Source organism: Bacillus thuringiensis, from assembly GCF_001182785.1.
GTDB classification, from domain to species: Bacteria; Bacillota; Bacilli; order Bacillales; family Bacillaceae_G; genus Bacillus_A; species Bacillus_A thuringiensis_S.
Window position 1 is genome coordinate 108,469 of record NZ_CP012099.1, and the last position, 16,332, is coordinate 124,800.

The window sequence follows — 16,332 nt, forward strand, 5'->3', positions numbered from 1 at the left end:
TCTTTTTACTGTATAATATTGCTAAATAAATAGCGGTCGGAGGGATCAAGGTGGAAGCAGGCTTCGTAAGTGTAGGCGACGTTACATTTCGTGATTTAGAGGATGAGGCAATCGTTGAGTTAGTTCGAAAAGGTAATACTGACGCTCTAGAATATTTAATTCACAAATATAAGAACTTTGTTCGCGCGAAATCAAGATCTTACTTTTTAGTGGGTGCCGATCGAGAAGACATTGTTCAAGAAGGTATGATAGGGTTGTTTAAAGCAATTCGTGATTATAAAGAGGACAAGCTGTCTTCATTCAAAGCATTTGCTGAACTGTGTATCACTCGACAAATTATTACCGCTATTAAAACGGCGACAAGACAAAAACATATTCCCTTAAATTCGTATGTGTCTTTAGATAAGCCGATTTACGATGAGGAATCTGATCGAACATTATTGGATGTTATTTCTGAAGCGAAGGTAACTGATCCTGAAGAAATGATTATTAGCCAAGAAGAATATACAGACATAGAATCAAAAATATCTGAATTATTAAGCGATTTAGAAAGAAAAGTACTTTCTTTATATCTAGATGGGCGTTCTTATCAAGAGATTTCAGAACAGTTAAACAGACATGTGAAATCTATTGATAACGCTTTACAGCGGGTGAAGAGGAAATTGGAGCGATATATGGAAATGCGAGAAAGTACAAGTTTAAATTCATAACAAATAACAAGTGCAACAGGTGTAAAATAAATCACCTGTTTTCTTTTGTAGAGAGTACAAAATGCATGTCATTGACATTGTCTTTTATTGTATGATACATTTTTAGGGACATAATGTTACAAGGTTGGTGTAACTAATGAGGAAAAAAGTTGTACTCTCATGTGAAGAGTGTAAAAATCGAAACTACTCTACTATGAAAGATACGAGCTCAATAGAGCGACTTGAAATAAAAAAGTTTTGTAAAACATGCAATCAGCATACAGTTCACAAGGAAACAAAATAAATAATTGAAATAATACACTGGAGGTCCCGCAGATGCGTTTAACGAACTTTTTCGGCGATGTAGGTCGCGAAATGAAAAAAGTAAGTTGGCCTAAAAAAGATGAATTACTCCGCTCAACAGCGACTGTTGTTGCTACAGTTGTGTTCTTTGCGATTTTCTTCGCAGTAGTTGATATGGGCATTTCTTCTTTAATTCGGTTAATTCTTGGTTAATTCTTGAATAAGAAGCACTTATCCATGATATAATGTTATTTATAAGAACTGTGTAAAAGCCCGGTGAACGGGTTTTTTCATTTGCGCAAAAAAATGTACGTCAGGGAGGGAAGGACGCTCGTCCTAAATGAATGGAAAAAAGTTGGTATGTTGTCCATACTTATTCTGGATATGAAAATAAAGTAAAAGCAAACCTAGAGAAGCGTGTAGAATCAATGGGTATGCAAGATAAAATTTTCCGTGTTGTTGTCCCGGAAGAAGTAGAAGTAGAAATGAAAAACGGAAAAGAAAAATTAATGAAAAGAAAAGTGTTCCCAGGTTATGTATTAGTAGAATTAATCATGACTGATGATTCTTGGTATGTTGTACGTAACACGCCGGGTGTAACTGGGTTCGTTGGTTCTTCTGGTTCTGGATCTAAACCATCACCTCTATTAGAAGAGGAAGTTGTTACCATTATGAAACATATGGGAATGGACAACGAAGTGGTTGATTTCGACTTTGAACTTCATGAGACAGTACGTGTAAATGAGGGGCCATTCGCAGATTATACAGGTGCTATTGAAGAAATTGATGTGGAGAAGAAAAAGGTTAGCGTACTTGTGGACATGTTTGGTCGCGAGACTCCAGTTGAACTTGACTTCCATCAAATTGAAAAATTATAAAATGAAACTTGAAATGAATTGTAAAAAGTGATAATATCTTTTAAGTCAGTACGTCTTCGTTATCGGAGACGTTTTTTGAAAGATTTTATCCTTACAGATAAAATATGACGTGGGAGGGCAAATCACTGTCCAATTGACCACATCACGGACTTAAGGAGGTGTGTCTCGTGGCTAAAAAGGTAATTAAAATGGTAAAGCTTCAAATTCCTGCAGGTAAAGCTAACCCAGCTCCACCAGTTGGTCCAGCATTAGGACAAGCAGGTGTTAACATCATGGGCTTCTGTAAAGAGTTTAACGCTCGTACAGCAGATCAAGCTGGTCTTATCATCCCTGTTGAAATTACGGTATTTGAGGACCGTTCATTCACTTTCATTACTAAAACTCCTCCTGCTGCTGTTCTTCTTAAGAAAGTAGCTGGTATTGAGTCTGGTTCTGGTGAACCAAACCGTAATAAAGTGGCAACTGTTAAGCGTGATAAAGTACGCGAAATCGCTGAAACTAAAATGCCTGACCTAAACGCTGCTAGCGTAGAAGCTGCAATGCGTATGGTTGAAGGTACTGCACGCAGTATGGGCATCGTTATCGAAGACTAATTCGATTTGTTTTTAAAAAAGGTTGCGGGTCTGGAATTCCAATTCGCAACCTTTATTATCGTAAATGATTATTGTTTTTAAATAAATGGATGGCGCTCATCCTCAGGTTATACCTGAAAACAGGCGTAAACGTGGGAGGTTATTCCGCTAAAACCACATTCGAGGAGGAAATAAAAATGGCTAAAAGAGGTAAAAAGTACGTAGAAGCTGCAAAGCTTGTTGATCGTGCATCTGCTTACTCTGCAACAGAAGCAGTAGAATTAGTAAAGAAAACAAACACAGCTAAATTTGATGCAACTGTAGAAGCTGCATTCCGTTTAGGTGTTGACCCTAAGAAAGCTGACCAACAAATCCGTGGTGCAGTTGTTCTTCCACACGGTACTGGTAAAGTACAACGTGTATTAGTGTTCGCTAAAGGTGAAAAAGCTAAAGAAGCTGAAGCTGCTGGAGCTGACTTCGTAGGCGATACTGATTACATCGGTAAAATCCAACAAGGTTGGTTCGATTTCGATGTAGTAGTAGCAACTCCTGACATGATGGGTGAAGTTGGTAAACTTGGTCGCGTATTAGGACCTAAAGGTTTAATGCCAAACCCTAAAACTGGAACAGTTACTTTCGATGTAACTAAAGCTGTTAACGAAATCAAAGCTGGTAAAGTTGAATACCGCGTTGATAAAGCTGGTAACATCCACGTTCCAATCGGTAAAGTATCTTTCGAAGATGCTAAATTAGTAGAAAACTTCAAAACAATCGCTGACACTTTATTAAAAGTTAAGCCATCTGCTGCAAAAGGTACTTACATGAAGAACGTAACAGTTGCTTCTACAATGGGACCTGGCGTACGTGTAGACGTTTCTACATTAGCGTAAAAATTGGAAGTTGACTTCATAAAGAAGATTTAATATAATCATTTATGTTGTGAATTTAAATAGTGTACCGTAGACAGTAGGTGTCAATAGACTTAATTTCCTACCTAGGTGTTAATATACGAAACGGAATTTTTTTCTGTGACTATATGCCTCCATGTCTACAAGTTGGGCATGGAGGTTTTTAGTGCACTTTCGGTACATCTTCTATATAATCTACAGGAGGTGTAATAACATGAGCAAAGTAATCGAAACTAAACAACAAGTTGTAACTGAAATCGCGGACAAACTTCGTGCTAGTAAATCTACAATCGTTGTTGACTACCGTGGTTTAACAGTTTCTGAAGCAACAGAATTACGTAAGCAATTACGTGAAGCTGGCGTTGAGTTCAAAGTTTACAAAAACTCTCTAACTCGTCGTGCTGCAGAATCTGCTGAAATGGCTGAGTTAAACGAATTCTTAACAGGACCAAACGCAATCGCGTTCAGTAACGAGGATGTAGTTGCTCCTGCGAAAGTATTAAACGACTTCGCTACAAAACATGAAGCTTTAGAAATTAAAGCGGGCGTAATCGAAGGTAAACTTGTAACACTTGATGAGGTTAAAGCAATCGCTACTCTTCCATCACGTGAAGGCTTACTTTCTATGCTTCTTAGCGTTCTTCAAGCTCCAATCCGTAACCTTGCACTTGCTACTAAAGCAGTTGCAGAACAAAAGGAAGAGCAAGGCGCTTAATTTTTTAAAAGATAATTACTTGTTATCTATAAAACAATACAAACCTATTTAAGGGAGGATATTTACAATGACTAAAGAACAAATCATTGAAGCAGTTAAATCTATGACTGTATTAGAACTTAACGACTTAGTAAAAGCTATCGAGGAAGAATTCGGCGTAACTGCTGCTGCTCCTGTAGCTGTAGCTGGTGGCGCTGGTGAAGCTGCTGCTGAAAAAACTGAGTTTGACGTAGTACTTGCAAGTGCTGGCGCTCAAAAAATCAAAGTTATCAAAGCTGTACGTGAAATCACTGGTCTTGGCTTAAAAGAAGCTAAAGAATTAGTTGACAACACTCCAAAAGCAATCAAAGAAGGCGTTTCTAAAGAGGAAGCTGAAGAAATGAAAGCTAAACTTGAAGAAGTTGGCGCTGCTGTAGAAGTTAAGTAATTAACTTTTGATGCTTTAAAAAAAGCTCGCTCTCATGCGAGCTTTTTTTTTAACTGTAAAGAAAAGAGGTGGCCATATGGCAGACCATTATTTTTCTAACGACCCTTCTAGTAAAAGTGATCGTAAACGATGGGAATTTCCACTTCGTGGATCTCAATTTACTTTTTTATCTGACCATGGGGTGTTTTCGAAAAACGAGGTGGACTTTGGTTCCCGTCTTTTAATTGAAGCGTTTCAAATGCCGGATATTAAAGGTGATATATTAGACGTAGGTTGTGGATACGGTCCTATTGGTTTGTCGTTAGCGAAAGAGTTTCAAGGTTGTGAAGTTCACATGGTGGATGTGAATGAAAGGGCGCTTGGGCTTGCGAAAGAAAATGCCGCTAATAACAGAATCGAGAATATACGTATTTTTCAAAGTAGCGTCTATGAAAATGTAGATGGCAAGTATGCTGCTATTCTATCTAACCCTCCAATTCGTGCGGGTAAAGATATCGTACATGAGATTTTAGAAAAAGCTGTGGAGTATTTAGTTCCAGGTGGAGAACTTTGGATTGTTATTCAAAAGAAGCAAGGTGCACCATCTGCGCTGAAAAAACTAGAAGAAGTATTTTCTGAAGTTGAGGTTGTAGAAAAGAAAAAAGGATATTATATCATAAAATCAAAAAAACGTTGACGGTTATTTTTGGCTATGTTAACATTATACAATGCCAATATATGATTTTCTGCGTTGAGAAAGATGTATATTTTTGTTTCTCTTGGAAAAGATAGTAAAATCAGCAGATTATGAAACAGAATGATGGTTTTCTTATAGAAGCCATTTTTCTTTTTTGAGCAGGTAGAAAGACTCAACGTATTTATCTTTAAGAGAAAAAGACTACGCTAATAGCAGTAGTTGTATTTATTTGTGATTTTGCACAAATTTTTTTGTGCATTTATAATACTCATGATTTGAGGGGTGAAGCAGTTGACAGGTCAACTAGTTCAATACGGACGCCACCGCCAACGAAGAAGTTATGCCCGTATTAGTGAAGTATTAGAGTTACCAAATCTTATCGAAATTCAAACCTCTTCTTATCAGTGGTTTCTTGATGAGGGTTTGCGAGAAATGTTCCAAGACATTTCTCCGATTGAAGACTTTACGGGAAATCTATCGCTTGAATTTATCGACTACAGCTTAGGTGAACCTAAATACTCTGTAGACGAATGCAAAGAGCGTGATGTGACGTATGCAGCACCACTTCGTGTAAAAGTGCGTCTAATCAACAAGGAAACTGGTGAAGTAAAAGAACAAGATGTGTTCATGGGAGATTTCCCACTCATGACAGAGACTGGAACATTCGTAATTAACGGTGCAGAACGTGTTATCGTTTCCCAGTTAGTTCGCTCTCCAAGCGTATACTATAGTGGCAAAGTGGATAAAAACGGAAAACGTGGTTTTACTGCTACTGTAATTCCAAACCGCGGAGCTTGGTTAGAGTATGAGACAGATGCTAAGGATGTTGTATATGTGCGTATTGACCGTACGCGTAAACTTCCTGTAACTGTTTTGTTACGCGCATTAGGGTTTGGCTCTGATCAAGAAATCACCGAGCTTTTAGGTGATAACGAATACTTAAGCAACACATTAGAAAAAGACAACACAGATAGCACAGAAAAAGCATTGCTTGAAATTTATGAGCGTCTACGTCCTGGTGAACCACCAACAGTAGAAAATGCTAAGAGCTTACTTGTGTCTCGTTTCTTCGATCCAAAGCGCTACGATTTAGCAAATGTAGGTCGCTATAAGATCAACAAGAAGTTACACATTAAAAACAGATTGTTTAATCAACGTTTAGCTGAAACGTTAGTGGATCCAGAAACTGGTGAAATTTTAGCGACAGAAGGAACAATCTTAGATCGTCGTACACTTGATCGCATTTTACCTTACTTAGAGAAAAACATTGGATTCAAAACAGCGAAACCAATGGGTGGAGTGGTAGAAGGCGATGTTGAGCTGCAATCTATTAAGATTTATGCTCCTGAGTCGGAAGGCGAACGCGTAATTAATGTAATTGGTAATGCAAATATTACTCGTGATGTGAAACACATCACACCAGGTGATATCCTTGCTTCTATCAGTTACTTCTTCAACCTACTATACAAAGTAGGGGATACAGATGATATTGACCATTTAGGAAACCGTCGTCTGCGTTCTGTTGGAGAACTATTACAAAATCAATTCCGTATCGGTCTTTCTCGTATGGAACGTGTTGTTCGTGAGAGAATGTCGATCCAAGATACGAATGCAATTACACCACAGGCACTAATTAATATTCGTCCTGTTATTGCATCTATTAAAGAGTTCTTCGGAAGTTCTCAGTTATCTCAGTTCATGGACCAAACAAATCCATTAGCAGAGTTAACTCACAAACGAAGACTATCTGCATTAGGACCTGGTGGTTTAACGCGTGAGCGCGCAGGCTTTGAAGTACGTGACGTTCATTACTCCCACTACGGTCGTATGTGTCCGATTGAAACACCAGAGGGACCAAACATCGGTTTAATTAACTCATTATCTTCGTTCGCGAAAGTAAATGAGTTTGGTTTCATTGAAACACCATACCGTCGTGTTGACCCAGAAACTGGTCTTGTAACAGGGCATGTTGATTATTTAACAGCAGATGAAGAAGATAACTATGTTGTAGCCCAAGCGAATATGAAATTATCTGATGAAGGTGAATTCCTAAGTGAAGATATCGTAGCTCGTTTCCGTGGTGAAAATATTGTAACAAATAGAGAACGCATCGACTACATGGATGTATCTCCAAAACAAGTAGTGTCGGCAGCGACAGCTTGTATTCCGTTCTTAGAAAACGATGACTCTAACCGCGCACTTATGGGAGCGAACATGCAACGTCAGGCGGTTCCGTTAATGAATCCGGAATCTCCGATTGTAGGTACAGGTATGGAGTACGTATCAGCAAAAGACTCAGGTGCTGCAGTAATCTGTAAACATCCTGGTGTTGTTGAGCGCGTAGAAGCACGTGAAGTTTGGGTACGCCGCTATGTAGAGGTTGACGGTCAAACAGTAAAAGGCGACTTAGATCGCTACAAAATGCAAAAATTCATTCGTTCTAACCAAGGAACTTGTTACAACCAACGTCCAATCGTAAGTGTTGGAAATGAAGTTGTAAAAGGTGAAATCCTTGCGGATGGTCCTTCTATGGAATTAGGTGAACTAGCACTTGGACGTAACGTGCTTGTTGGCTTCATGACTTGGGACGGTTATAACTACGAGGATGCGATCATCATGAGTGAGCGCCTTGTAAAAGATGATGTGTACACTTCTATTCATATTGAAGAATATGAATCAGAAGCTCGTGATACGAAGCTTGGACCAGAAGAAATTACACGTGACATTCCAAACGTTGGGGAAGACGCATTACGTAACCTTGACGAGCGCGGTATCATTCGCGTTGGTGCTGAAGTAAAAGATGGAGATTTACTTGTTGGTAAAGTAACACCTAAAGGTGTAACAGAATTAACAGCTGAAGAACGTCTATTACATGCTATCTTTGGAGAAAAAGCGCGTGAAGTACGTGATACATCACTACGTGTACCACACGGTGGTGGCGGTATTATCTTGGACGTAAAAGTATTCAATCGTGAAGATGGCGATGAATTGCCACCAGGCGTGAATCAACTTGTACGTGCATATATCGTTCAAAAACGTAAAATTTCTGAAGGTGACAAGATGGCCGGACGTCACGGTAACAAAGGTGTTATCTCTCGTATTTTACCAGAAGAAGATATGCCTTACTTACCAGACGGTACGCCAATCGATATCATGTTAAACCCATTAGGGGTACCATCTCGTATGAATATCGGTCAGGTATTAGAGCTTCATCTTGGTATGGCAGCAAGATACCTTGGCATTCACATTGCAACACCAGTATTCGATGGTGCTCGTGAGGAAGATGTTTGGGGCACAATTGAAGAAGCTGGTATGGCAAATGATGCGAAAACAATCCTGTATGACGGACGTACTGGTGAACCATTCGATAACCGCGTATCTGTTGGTGTCATGTATATGATTAAACTTGCGCACATGGTTGACGATAAACTTCATGCTCGTTCTACTGGACCATACTCACTTGTAACGCAGCAACCTCTGGGAGGTAAAGCTCAGTTCGGTGGACAGCGTTTCGGTGAGATGGAGGTTTGGGCACTTGAAGCTTACGGTGCTGCTTATACTCTTCAAGAAATCTTAACAGTGAAGTCTGATGATGTTGTTGGACGTGTTAAGACGTATGAAGCAATTGTTAAAGGTGAAAATGTTCCAGAACCAGGCGTTCCTGAATCATTCAAAGTATTGATTAAAGAACTGCAAAGTTTAGGTATGGACGTTAAAATGATGTCAATCAACGACACAGAAATTGAAATGCGTGATACAGAAGATGACGATGATCATCAATCAGCAGATAAATTGAATGTTGAAGTTGAGACAACTAAGGAATAATTGGGATAACCTGTAGACTAAAAGGGAGGTAGGCCCCTTGATAGATGTAAATAACTTTGAATATATGAAGATTGGACTTGCTTCACCTGACAAGATTCGTTCTTGGTCATACGGTGAAGTTAAGAAACCAGAAACAATTAACTATCGTACGTTAAAGCCTGAAAAAGATGGCTTGTTCTGTGAGCGTATTTTCGGACCACAAAAGGACTGGGAATGTCATTGCGGAAAATACAAACGTGTACGTTATAAAGGTGTAGTTTGTGATCGATGTGGCGTTGAAGTAACGCGTGCAAAAGTACGTCGTGAACGTATGGGTCATATCGAATTAGCTGCTCCTGTATCTCATATTTGGTATTTCAAAGGTATCCCGAGCCGCATGGGACTTGTCTTAGACATGTCCCCTCGCGCGCTTGAAGAAGTAATTTATTTCGCTTCTTATGTTGTAACAGAAAGTGGAGATACACCACTTGATAAGAAGCAATTACTTTCTGAAAAAGAATACCGTGCATATCGTGATCGATATGGTAGCACATTCCAAGCTGCTATGGGTGCAGAAGCGATTAAAAAGCTACTACAAGACATTGATTTAGATAAAGAAGTAGACTTCTTAAAAGAAGAATTAAAAACAGCACAAGGACAACGCCGTACTCGTGCTATTAAACGTCTAGAAGTATTAGAAGCATTCCGTAACTCTGGAAATGAACCATCTTGGATGATCTTAGATGTTCTACCAGTTATCCCACCAGAACTACGCCCAATGGTACAGTTAGATGGTGGACGTTTTGCTACTTCTGACTTAAACGACTTATATCGTCGTGTAATTAACCGTAACAACCGTTTAAAACGTCTATTGGACCTAGGTGCTCCAAGCATCATCGTTCAAAACGAAAAACGTATGTTACAAGAAGCTGTAGACGCATTAATTGATAATGGTCGTCGTGGCCGTCCGGTTACTGGACCAGGTAACCGTCCATTAAAATCACTATCTCACATGCTTAAAGGTAAACAAGGACGTTTCCGTCAAAACTTATTAGGTAAACGTGTTGACTACTCTGGCCGTTCTGTAATCGTTGTAGGACCGAACTTAAAGATGTACCAATGTGGATTACCGAAAGAAATGGCGCTTGAACTGTTCAAACCTTTCGTTATGAAAGAGTTAGTTGGAAAAGGTTTAGCACACAACATTAAGAGTGCTAAACGTAAAATTGAGCGTGTACACCCTGAAGTTTGGGACGTTTTAGAATCTGTGATTAAAGAGCATCCAGTACTTCTAAACCGCGCACCAACACTTCACCGTCTTGGTATCCAGGCGTTTGAACCTACATTAGTAGAAGGTCGCGCAATTCGTCTTCACCCACTTGTATGTACTGCATACAATGCGGACTTTGACGGTGACCAAATGGCGGTTCACGTTCCGTTATCATCAGAGGCACAAGCAGAAGCTCGTATTCTTATGTTAGCGGCACAAAACATCTTGAATCCAAAAGACGGAAAACCAGTTGTTACTCCATCTCAGGATATGGTATTAGGTAACTACTACTTAACACTTGAGCGTGAAGGCGCAATCGGTGAAGGTATGGTCTTCAAAGATGCAAACGAAGCAATACTTGCATACCAAAATGGATATGTACATCTGCACACACGTGTTGCAGTTGCTGCAAGTTCAGTAAATAACGTAACATTTACTGAAGAGCAAAAAGGTAAGCTTCTATTAACAACAGTTGGTAAATTAATATTTAACGAAATCTTACCAGAGTCGTTCCCTTATATTAATGAACCGACAAACTCAAACCTTGAAAAAGAAACACCAGCGGAATATTTCGTTGAAAAAGGTGCGAACATTAAAGAAATTATTGCTAGTCGCGAAGAAGTGGCGCCATTTAGCAAGAAGATCCTTGGTAACATCATTGCGGAAGTATTCAAGCGTTTCCAAATTACGGAAACATCTCGCATGCTTGACCGTATGAAAAACTTAGGATTTAAGTACTCTACAAAAGCTGGTATTACAGTTGGGGTATCTGACATTCTTGTATTAGGTGAAAAAGATGAAATTCTCCATGAAGCACAAGCAAAAGTAGATAATGTAATTAAACAATTCCGTCGTGGTTTAATCACGGAAGAAGAACGTTACGATCGTGTTATCTCTATTTGGAGTAATGCAAAAGATGTTATCCAAGGAAAACTGATGAAATCCTTGAATAAACGCAACCCAATCTTCATGATGAGTGATTCCGGTGCCCGTGGTAACGCATCGAACTTTACTCAGCTTGCTGGTATGCGTGGTCTGATGGCCAATCCATCTGGTCGTATTATCGAACTTCCAATTAAATCAAGTTTCCGTGAAGGTTTAACAGTACTTGAGTACTTCATCTCTACGCATGGTGCGCGTAAAGGTCTTGCCGATACAGCACTTAAAACTGCCGATTCTGGTTACTTAACACGTCGTCTTGTAGACGTTGCACAAGATGTAATTGTCCGTGAAGATGATTGTGGAACAGATCGTGGTCTATTAATTGGTGCGATTAAAGAGGGTAATGAAGTAATTGAGTCATTATATGATCGTCTTGTTGGACGTTTTGCAAGAAAAACTGTAAAACATCCTGAAACAGGTGAAGTATTAGTTAGTGAAAACCAATTAATTACTGAAGATATCGCTCATATCGTTGAGAATTCGGGTGTTGAAACTGTAAACATTCGTTCAGCGTTCACGTGTAACACTCGCCATGGTGTATGTAAGAAGTGTTACGGCCGTAACTTAGCAACTGGTACAGACGTAGAAGTAGGAGAAGCGGTAGGTATTATCGCAGCTCAGTCTATCGGTGAGCCAGGTACACAGTTAACGATGCGTACGTTCCATACAGGTGGGGTTGCCGGAGATGATATTACTCAAGGTTTACCTCGTATCCAAGAGATCTTCGAAGCTCGTAATCCGAAAGGTCAGGCAGTTATCAGTGAAATCGACGGTGTTATCGCAGCGATCAACGATGTTAAAGATCGCCAAGAAGTAGTTGTACAGGGTGAAGTTGAAGCTCGTACGTATGCTATTCCTTACGGTGCTCGTCTGAAAGTAACGTTAGGACAGCCAATTAGCCACGGTAAAGAGTTAACAGAAGGTTCTATTGATCCGAAAGAATTACTAAAAGTAACGGACATTACAGCAGTGCAAGAATACTTATTACGTGAAGTTCAAAAAGTATACCGTATGCAAGGGGTAGAAATTGGTGACAAACACGTAGAGGTAATGGTACGTCAAATGCTACGTAAAGTTCGTGTAAGTGATGCAGGTGAAACAGACGTATTACCAGGAACATTACTAGATATCCATCAGTTTACTGATGCGAATGCGAAGGTGTTACTGAAAGGTAAACAACCAGCGACAGCTAGACCTGTTCTACTTGGTATTACAAAAGCTTCACTTGAAACTGATTCATTCTTATCTGCAGCATCATTCCAAGAAACAACTCGTGTCTTAACTGATGCAGCAATTAAAGGTAAACGTGATGAGCTTCTAGGATTGAAAGAGAACGTTATTATCGGTAAACTTGTTCCTGCTGGAACAGGTATGAATCGTTATCGCAAAGTGGATCTTGTAAAAACAACACAAGATAACATGAATGTAGAAAACGATGAAGTTTATGTGGAACAGTAAAATTTTCCTTCGTAAATTTTGTATAAAAACAGCTAATCCTAGTTGACATTGTATGAGTCAAAATGTTACTATAATCAAGGTTGCTCCTGAACGATGCTTTGGAGGATATTTATATGTCTTATCAAAAAGTGTCAAATGCTGAAAATGTAGTCGTTGGTCATAAACGCACATTGGAAGCAATCAAAAATGGTATAGTTAAAGAAGTTGTTATTGCAGAAGATGCTGATGTGCGGTTAACCCATGTTATCATTCGCACTGCTTTGCAACATAACATACCCATAACAAAAGTTGAATCAGTTCGTAAGCTTGGAAAAGTTTCGGGGATTCAAGTGGGAGCTTCAGCAATAGGAATAATAAGTTAAAACTGTTTTTGTGAGGAGAGAGCATTTGCTCTTCCTTGCAAAAACTTTGTTTTCAACTAATAATGAACCACCTGGATATGTGGTCATACAAACATGCGAAGGGAGGATAATCAAATGCCTACTATTAACCAATTAGTGAGAAATGGTCGTACTGATAAAGTATGGAAATCTAAATCACCTGCGTTAAACAAAGGTTTTAACTCTTTAAAGAAAAAATCAACTGATATCTCTGCACCTCAAAAACGTGGTGTATGTACTCGTGTTGGTACAATGACTCCAAAGAAACCTAACTCAGCGTTACGTAAATACGCTCGTGTACGTTTAACAAACGGTATTGAAGTTACAGCTTACATCCCAGGTATCGGTCATAACCTACAAGAGCATAGCGTAGTATTAATTCGCGGTGGTCGAGTAAAGGATTTACCAGGGGTACGTTACCACATCGTTCGTGGAGCGCTTGATACAGCTGGTGTTGACAAACGTATGCAAGGACGTTCTAAATATGGTACTAAGCGACCAAAACCTGCTAAAAAATAATATACTTATAATGAAAGGAGGAACTCAATATGCCTCGTAAAGGACCTGTTGCGAAACGTGACGTGTTACCAGATCCAATGTACAATTCTAAGCTAGTAACACGCCTTATCAACAAAATGATGGTTGACGGTAAAAAAGGTAAATCTCAAACAATTCTTTATAACGCTTTCGATATCGTTCGTGAACGTTCAGATAAAGAACCAATGGAAGTATTCGAGCAAGCTCTTAAGAACATCATGCCTGTTCTTGAAGTACGCGCTCGTCGTGTTGGTGGTGCTAACTACCAAGTTCCAGTTGAGGTTCGTCCAGAACGCCGTACAACTTTAGGTCTTCGCTGGTTAGTAAACTATGCTCGTCTTCGTGGTGAAAAAACTATGGAAGAGCGTCTAGCTTACGAAATCTTAGATGCAGCTAACAACGCTGGTGCATCTGTTAAGAAACGTGAAGACACTCATAAAATGGCAGAAGCTAACAAAGCATTTGCTCATTACCGTTGGTAGGATTCAACGCAAAATAAATGTAAGCATAAACCGCTTTATTTGTCGCTTATGGAAGTGTGGAGAGGGAGAATGCCTCTCCCTTTCGTTGGGCGCTCGTTTTACATAATGAGGGTACTGGACACTGGCATATGTAACAATATAAAGTGGCTTTTTTGCTACTTAAAATAAAAATCCAATCCATATATGGAAGGAGCAAGACACCAAATGACAAGAGAGTTCTCTTTAGAAAACACTCGTAATATTGGTATCATGGCTCACATCGATGCTGGTAAAACAACAGCAACTGAGCGTATTCTGTATTACACAGGACGTATTCATAAAATCGGTGAAACTCATGAAGGTGCATCTCAGATGGACTGGATGGAGCAAGAGCAAGAGCGTGGTATCACAATTACTTCTGCTGCAACTACAGCTCAATGGAAAGGTCACCGTGTAAACATCATTGATACTCCAGGACACGTAGACTTCACAGTAGAAGTAGAACGTTCTTTACGCGTACTTGATGGTGCGGTAGCAGTACTTGATGCACAATCTGGTGTAGAACCACAAACAGAAACTGTTTGGCGTCAGGCTACTACTTACGGTGTACCTCGTATCGTATTCGTTAACAAAATGGATAAGATCGGTGCAGATTTCTTATACTCTGTAGGAACAATCCACGATCGTTTACAAGCAAACGCACATCCAATTCAGTTACCAATCGGTGCTGAAGACGAGTTCAATGGTATCATTGACCTTGTTGAAGAGTGTGCTTATATGTACGGTAACGATTTAGGAACAGACATCGAGCGTGTCGAAATTCCTGAAGAGCACAAAGAACTAGCTGAAGAATACCGTGGAAAGCTTATTGAAGCGGTAGCTGAGCTTGATGAAGAAATGATGATGAAGTACCTAGAAGGTGAAGAAATCACTGTAGAAGAGCTTAAAGCTGGTATCCGTAAGGCTACAACTTCTGTAGAATTCTTCCCAGTAATCTGTGGTTCTGCATTCAAAAACAAAGGTGTTCAAATTCTGTTAGACGCAGTTATCGACTACCTACCATCTCCATTAGATGTACCTGCTATTAAAGGTACTCTTCCGGATACAGATGAAGAAATCGAACGTAAGTCTAGCGATGAAGAACCATTCGCAGCTTTAGCATTCAAAATCATGACTGACCCTTATGTTGGTAAGTTAACGTTCTTCCGTGTGTACTCTGGTGTGTTAAACTCTGGATCATACGTGAAAAACTCAACTAAAGGTAAGCGTGAGCGTGTAGGACGTATCCTACAAATGCACGCTAACAGCCGTGAAGAGATTTCAACAGTTTACGCTGGTGATATCGCTGCTGCTGTAGGTTTAAAAGATACTACTACTGGTGATACTCTTTGTGACGAGAAGAGCCTTGTTATCCTTGAGTCTATGGAATTCCCAGAGCCAGTTATCTCTGTAGCTATCGAACCAAAATCTAAAGCTGACCAAGATAAAATGGGTACAGCATTATCTAAGCTTTCTGAAGAAGATCCAACATTCCGTGCTCACACTGACCAAGAAACTGGCCAAACTATCATCGCTGGTATGGGTGAACTTCACCTTGATATCATCGTTGACCGTATGCGCCGTGAATTCAAAGTTGAGGCAAACGTTGGTGCTCCTCAGGTAGCATACCGTGAAACTTTCCGCGCTGCTGCGAAAGTTGAAGGTAAGTTTGCTCGTCAATCTGGTGGACGTGGACAATTCGGTCACGTTTGGATTGAGTTTGCACCTAACGAAGAAGGTAAAGGATTTGAATTCGAAAACAAAATCGTCGGCGGTGTAGTTCCACGTGAATACATCCCAGCTGTTGGAGCGGGTCTTGAAGACTCACTTAAAAATGGTGTACTAGCTGGTTACCCACTAGTTGACATTAAAGCAGCATTAGTTGACGGTTCTTACCATGATGTCGATTCATCTGAGATGGCGTTCAAAATCGCTGCATCTATGGCACTTAAAGCTGCGGTTTCTAAATGTAACCCAGTAATTCTTGAGCCAATGATGAAAGTTGAAGTTGTAATTCCTGAAGAGTACATGGGAGACATCATGGGTGACGTAACATCTCGTCGTGGACGTGTAGAAGGTATGGAAGCTCGCGGTAACGCACAAGTTGTTCGCGCTATGGTTCCACTTTCTGAAATGTTCGGTTATGCGACAGCATTACGTTCTAACACTCAAGGCCGCGGAACATTCTCAATGACATTTGATCATTATGAAGAAGTACCGAAGTCTGTTTCAGAAGAAATTATTAAAAAAAATAAAGGCGAATAATTGATTTT

General features: G+C 39.8%; 15 protein-coding genes and 1 other annotated feature. All 15 genes read left to right on the top strand.

Annotation, left to right across the window (positions count from 1 at the left end; genetic code table 11):
- Positions 1–50: 50 nt before the first annotated feature.
- The gene (locus tag AC241_RS00585) at positions 51–710 is read left to right on the top strand and encodes an RNA polymerase factor sigma-70 (RefSeq protein ID WP_016084027.1); all 660 of its coding nucleotides are present in this window, start codon (positions 51–53) and stop codon (positions 708–710) included.
- A gap of 136 nt (positions 711–846) precedes the next feature.
- Positions 847–993, top strand: a complete 147-nt coding sequence (gene rpmG / locus AC241_RS00590) for a 50S ribosomal protein L33 (protein WP_014481927.1) — start codon at positions 847–849, stop codon at positions 991–993.
- A 32-nt stretch (positions 994–1,025) separates the two neighbouring features.
- Complete coding sequence (gene secE / locus AC241_RS00595; RefSeq protein WP_001241323.1) at positions 1,026–1,205, top strand: preprotein translocase subunit SecE; 180 nt, start codon at positions 1,026–1,028, stop codon at positions 1,203–1,205.
- A gap of 131 nt (positions 1,206–1,336) precedes the next feature.
- Entirely contained in the window at positions 1,337–1,870 is a 534-nt protein-coding gene (nusG, locus tag AC241_RS00600) for a transcription termination/antitermination protein NusG (RefSeq protein ID WP_000415794.1), read from the top strand.
- A 167-nt stretch (positions 1,871–2,037) separates the two neighbouring features.
- A complete protein-coding gene (gene rplK, locus AC241_RS00605; RefSeq protein WP_001085872.1) occupies positions 2,038–2,463 on the top strand; it encodes a 50S ribosomal protein L11 in 426 nt (141 codons plus the stop codon).
- 176 nt (positions 2,464–2,639) lie between these two features.
- Positions 2,640–3,332, top strand: a complete 693-nt coding sequence (gene rplA / locus AC241_RS00610) for a 50S ribosomal protein L1 (protein WP_002094239.1) — start codon at positions 2,640–2,642, stop codon at positions 3,330–3,332.
- Between the two features lie 49 nt (positions 3,333–3,381).
- Positions 3,382–3,525 (top strand) — a sequence feature (ribosomal protein L10 leader region).
- A gap of 39 nt (positions 3,526–3,564) precedes the next feature.
- Positions 3,565–4,065 (top strand): 50S ribosomal protein L10, encoded by a 501-nt coding sequence (rplJ, locus tag AC241_RS00615; RefSeq protein WP_000048718.1) that lies wholly within the window; start codon positions 3,565–3,567, stop codon positions 4,063–4,065.
- Between the two features lie 67 nt (positions 4,066–4,132).
- Positions 4,133–4,492 carry a 50S ribosomal protein L7/L12 gene (rplL, locus tag AC241_RS00620; RefSeq protein ID WP_000159737.1) on the top strand — a complete coding sequence of 120 codons (360 nt, stop codon included), beginning with the start codon at positions 4,133–4,135 and terminating at the stop codon, positions 4,490–4,492.
- Positions 4,493–4,568: 76 nt separating this feature from the next.
- Positions 4,569–5,168, top strand: a complete 600-nt coding sequence (locus AC241_RS00625) for a class I SAM-dependent methyltransferase (RefSeq protein WP_016084026.1) — start codon at positions 4,569–4,571, stop codon at positions 5,166–5,168.
- Between the two features lie 291 nt (positions 5,169–5,459).
- Positions 5,460–8,993, top strand: a complete 3,534-nt coding sequence (rpoB, locus tag AC241_RS00630; RefSeq protein WP_016084025.1) for a DNA-directed RNA polymerase subunit beta — start codon at positions 5,460–5,462, stop codon at positions 8,991–8,993.
- Positions 8,994–9,030: 37 nt separating this feature from the next.
- Positions 9,031–12,642 carry a DNA-directed RNA polymerase subunit beta' gene (rpoC, locus tag AC241_RS00635; RefSeq protein ID WP_016084024.1) on the top strand — a complete coding sequence of 1,204 codons (3,612 nt, stop codon included), beginning with the start codon at positions 9,031–9,033 and terminating at the stop codon, positions 12,640–12,642.
- Positions 12,643–12,755: 113 nt separating this feature from the next.
- Positions 12,756–13,004, top strand: coding sequence for a 50S ribosomal protein L7ae-like protein (locus AC241_RS00640; RefSeq protein WP_000121833.1), 249 nt, complete (start codon positions 12,756–12,758; stop codon positions 13,002–13,004).
- 114 nt (positions 13,005–13,118) lie between these two features.
- Entirely contained in the window at positions 13,119–13,541 is a 423-nt protein-coding gene (gene rpsL / locus AC241_RS00645; RefSeq protein WP_001142341.1) for a 30S ribosomal protein S12, read from the top strand.
- 29 nt (positions 13,542–13,570) lie between these two features.
- Entirely contained in the window at positions 13,571–14,041 is a 471-nt protein-coding gene (gene rpsG / locus AC241_RS00650; protein ID WP_001137492.1) for a 30S ribosomal protein S7, read from the top strand.
- A 204-nt stretch (positions 14,042–14,245) separates the two neighbouring features.
- A complete protein-coding gene (gene fusA / locus AC241_RS00655; protein ID WP_000196383.1) occupies positions 14,246–16,324 on the top strand; it encodes an elongation factor G in 2,079 nt (692 codons plus the stop codon).
- Positions 16,325–16,332: the final 8 nt, after the last annotated feature.